Raw genomic sequence first — 3502 nt, forward strand, 5'->3', positions numbered from 1 at the left:
GTCCGGCAATGCCCCCGCTACGCATCAGTTCCCCGACAGCTTCTCGTTCAGAGCCGCGCCGTCACCGGAAACGATCGCCTCGACCATCTGGACGACCAGACCCTCGATCTGCCCACCGACGACAGGAACCTTGACGGTGACCTGGCCGCTGACTTCGAGTACTGCGCCGCCGTCGCGAGCGCGAAGCCCCGAACGCCCCTCGATCGTCACCGGGAAGCTGGACGAACCACCGGTCAGCGTGCCCTGCGCGGCACCACCCTCGAGCGGACCCCACTCGTCGGTGCGTACCATCACCAGTGGGCCACGCAGGATGCCCCGCACGACCGCGGGAAGACCCGAGGTGTCGGTCTCGTCGGTGAGCGTGGCGCGGACCGTCCCAGGTCCGGCCGGGGAGCCGACTTCCACTGAGCCGGTTGTGCTTCCGCCCAGGCGGCCCTTCCAGTACTCCTCGCTGATCAGGGCGGCGTGGACCTGCTCCACGTTGTGGTCGATATCGGCACTGAACGAAAATTCTTTGGACATGGCCCGAAACAATAGCGCCCCGTGCGACGGCCGCCGACACCACTCCCGACAAATCGGATCACGCCGTGTCAGCGACCCGACCGGCCCGCGATATCAGGCGTCGGGAGAGCCCGTGCCGGTCGCCGTTTGCACAACTCGACTGTGCGGTGGGGTGCAGTTCGAGTGTCGTCGAGCGACAGCCGCGGGCACGTCGACGGCGCGGCCGACATCTCGTTCACGGCCGCCCATGCGAAGCTGCGGTAGACGTCCCGATCGGGACCACTGACAGATCGGGACCACGGCAGAGGGGCGAGACGGATGGCAGCGATGGACGCAATGGGTGCCTTGATGATGACCGCGGAGGAACTGTCGAATCCGATGCACATCTGCGCGCTGATCGTCCTGACACCACCGGAGGACGCCGGCATCGATTTCGTCGACGAGATCCGCCGCGCGTGCCGCGTCGACACGAAGCTTCTGGACGCGCGGCTGCGTCGGCGCCCGCACCGGAGCATCGATACGGGGGGCACCTGGGTGTGGCGAGACACCGAGGTCGACATGACCGAGCACGTGTTCCACACATCGCTGCCGGACGGATCCGACAGTGCGGCATTGTGGTCGCTCGTCGGTGACCTGCACGCAACACCGCTCGACTGGTCACGGCCGATGTGGGAGGTACACATCATCGACGGCTTCGACGACCACCGGATCGGACTGCTCGTCAAAGTGCATCATTCGGTGGTCGACGGTGTCGGGGGCGTCCGGATGATCGAATCCTGGATGTCCGACGATGCACACCGTCGCGGCATGCCGCTGTTCACCGCGGCACCGACCAGACGAGCGGACGCCCGCGGACATCAACGCGTTCCGAACCCGCTGACGTTGGCTCACACGGCCACGAAAGCCGTCGCGGCAAGTGCCGACTTCGCACTTCGCCTGGGCAAGGGAACGTTCCTCAATGTGTTCACCGCATTGACCGGAGGAAACGCGGCTATGCCGTTCTCGGCCCCGAACACCCGATTCAACGGCCGGCTCGCGCCCGCCCGATCGGTTGCCGGCACCGGCATCTCACGCGCCCGTGTCCGCGCGGTCGCCGGGGCCACCGGAACCACCGGCAACGACGTGATGACCACCGTCGTCGCCGGGGCGTTACGGTATTGGTTGCTCGCCCACGACGAACTGCCCGACGAGTCCCTCGTCGCGATCTGCCCGATCACCGTCCGTTCCCGTGACGTCAGCGGGCACAGCGCGGACGCCAACGCGTTCGGGGTCGCGCTGTGCGCACTCGGCACCGAACGCGACGATCCCGCAGAGCGACTCGCCGTCGTCCACCGGTCGATGTCGGACGCGAAGGAACGCATCGCCGATCTCGGCTCGGGACCTTCGCTGGCCGTTGCGCTCCCCGCGATCGCGCCGACCATACTGCTCCCTCAGATTCCCTTCGTGCCGACTCCACGTCCGGCATTCAACCTGGCGTTGTCGAGCGTGCCGGGGCCGAACACCGACCGGTACTGGAACGGCGCGCGCGTGGAGGCGATCTATCCGGTGTCGACGGTGTACGACGGCCTCGCCCTCAACATCACGGTGTTCTCGTATGCCGACACGCTCGACATCGGGTACGTCGCGGGAAGGGACCAGATCCCCGACATCGAGACTCTCGTCCCGCTCACCGAGCAGTCGTTGTCGGATCTCGAGGCTGCGGTGGAAATCGGATAGTAACAAACCCGATGGCACCAGACGATAGTGAGATCACACACCGAAATCCACAGGGAGTTCCAGTGACTACGATCCAACGGCAACTGCTGTTCGTCGGCCATCCCGACGAGGCAGAAATCTCCCAGTGGACGACGGTGCGCGCGCTGGCACCCGAGTACGGGTGGGAAACAACCCGCCGTTTCAGTCCGAATCAGATCACCTGCGCCATCGCGACCGGCGATGTGCTGCACGGCGTCTGCAGCCCCGCGGAAGCGTCGACCCTGTGCGACGTCACCGCGTCGTCGATTCCGTGCATGAGCGCAGAAGACGCACTTGTCGAACTGTTCTCCCGGAGCGCCGACCTCGACGCGACGAACTGACCACCCGCCTCGCGGCGCTGCGGCAGACGAGCGAGGCGCGAGAGCGATGTGCGCGGCGGACCTCACCGACCGTTCGGATAGTGCTGGGGATCGACAAGTTCGATGGTCGGCGTCGACGCGGCGTCGAGCAGAGCGGCCGTCGCGGGATCGTCCGGATCGACACGCCCCTCGTTGCCCACCAGGTTCGCCAGCAGGAAGGCCCTGATCGGGGCCGCGTCGATGCGATGTTCGCCGCGTCGGCACTCGCCGGAGACCGCGAAGGTCATGAGGAACAGGTGTGGCACCCGGCCACTATCGGTGTGAATGGCCGGCTGGAAGTACGGCACCGGCACGATCTTCGCACCCGCTGCCGCGTAGAACTTCAATCGCCGCTCGGGGTCGCCGAAACCGATGTCCGTGTGGTGTCGTGGATCCTCCACCTCGCCGACGATCAACAACGGATCGACGCGGCGCCGCCAATCCTCGACCACGGCCCGCAAGATCGCACCGCCGATTCCCCAGCCCCTCCGCCCCGGCCGAGTTGCCAGGTACGCGGTCAGCATGACGCGACACTGCGGAAACCACTGGCCCACGGCGCCACCGACGATCTCCCCCGCATCGTCGAGCGCCAATGACGCCACGGTCTCACCACGGGGATCGCTCAACTCCGCGAGCAGTTCTGCGCGGGGGATCAGTTCGGATTCGACGAACGACGGTGCGAGCACCGCATCGTAGAACTCTTCGACGCGCGCGACCGGGAGCCTCGCCGAGTCGTGGATCTCGAACGTCACACACACCGCCTCTGTCGCCGAACATGTTCGCGCGATCGGCTCTTGTCGGCACTCGGCCCGGTGCATCGGACCCTACCGGCTCGGGTCCCCGCCTCGGGCAGAGTTTCCCGCTGTGTGTTCGACCACGCGTTGCGGTGGGCATGCCACCGTCCACAC

Annotated in this window: 4 protein-coding genes; 2 read left to right on the plus strand and 2 right to left on the minus strand. The window is 66.6% G+C overall.

All coding sequences use genetic code 11. The features are described 5' to 3' along the window. Positions 1-24 precede the first annotated feature (24 nt). Positions 25-522: a DUF2505 domain-containing protein gene (locus tag WAX14_RS10105; RefSeq protein WP_422627949.1), complete on the minus strand. Its 498-nt coding sequence runs from the start codon at positions 520-522 to the stop codon at positions 25-27. Between the two features lie 297 nt (positions 523-819). Here WAX14_RS10105 and WAX14_RS10110 point away from each other — a divergent pair, with 297 nt between their 5' ends. Both WAX14_RS10110 and WAX14_RS10115 read left to right on the plus strand, forming a co-directional pair. Then, positions 820-2217, plus strand: coding sequence for a wax ester/triacylglycerol synthase family O-acyltransferase (locus tag WAX14_RS10110; protein ID WP_422627950.1), 1398 nt, complete (start codon positions 820-822; stop codon positions 2215-2217). Between the two features lie 62 nt (positions 2218-2279). Further along, complete coding sequence (locus tag WAX14_RS10115) at positions 2280-2576, plus strand: hypothetical protein (protein WP_422627951.1); 297 nt, start codon at positions 2280-2282, stop codon at positions 2574-2576. Between the two features lie 62 nt (positions 2577-2638). Here the strand turns inward: WAX14_RS10115 and WAX14_RS10120 are convergent, their stop codons facing one another. Further along, the gene (locus WAX14_RS10120) at positions 2639-3346 is read right to left on the minus strand and encodes a hypothetical protein (RefSeq protein ID WP_422627952.1); all 708 of its coding nucleotides are present in this window, start codon (positions 3344-3346) and stop codon (positions 2639-2641) included. Positions 3347-3502: the final 156 nt, after the last annotated feature.

The organism is Rhodococcus sp. (in: high G+C Gram-positive bacteria), assembly GCF_049299235.1.
In the GTDB taxonomy this organism is placed as follows: Bacteria; Actinomycetota; Actinomycetes; order Mycobacteriales; family Mycobacteriaceae; genus Rhodococcus.

Excerpts from the sequence above, each read along its gene's own strand:
- WAX14_RS10110 (WP_422627950.1), top strand. The coding sequence starts at position 820 with ATGGCAGCGATGGACGCAATGGGTGCCTTGATGATGACCGCGGAGGAA.
- WAX14_RS10105 (WP_422627949.1), bottom strand. The coding sequence starts at position 522 with ATGTCCAAAGAATTTTCGTTCAGTGCCGATATCGACCACAACGTGGAG.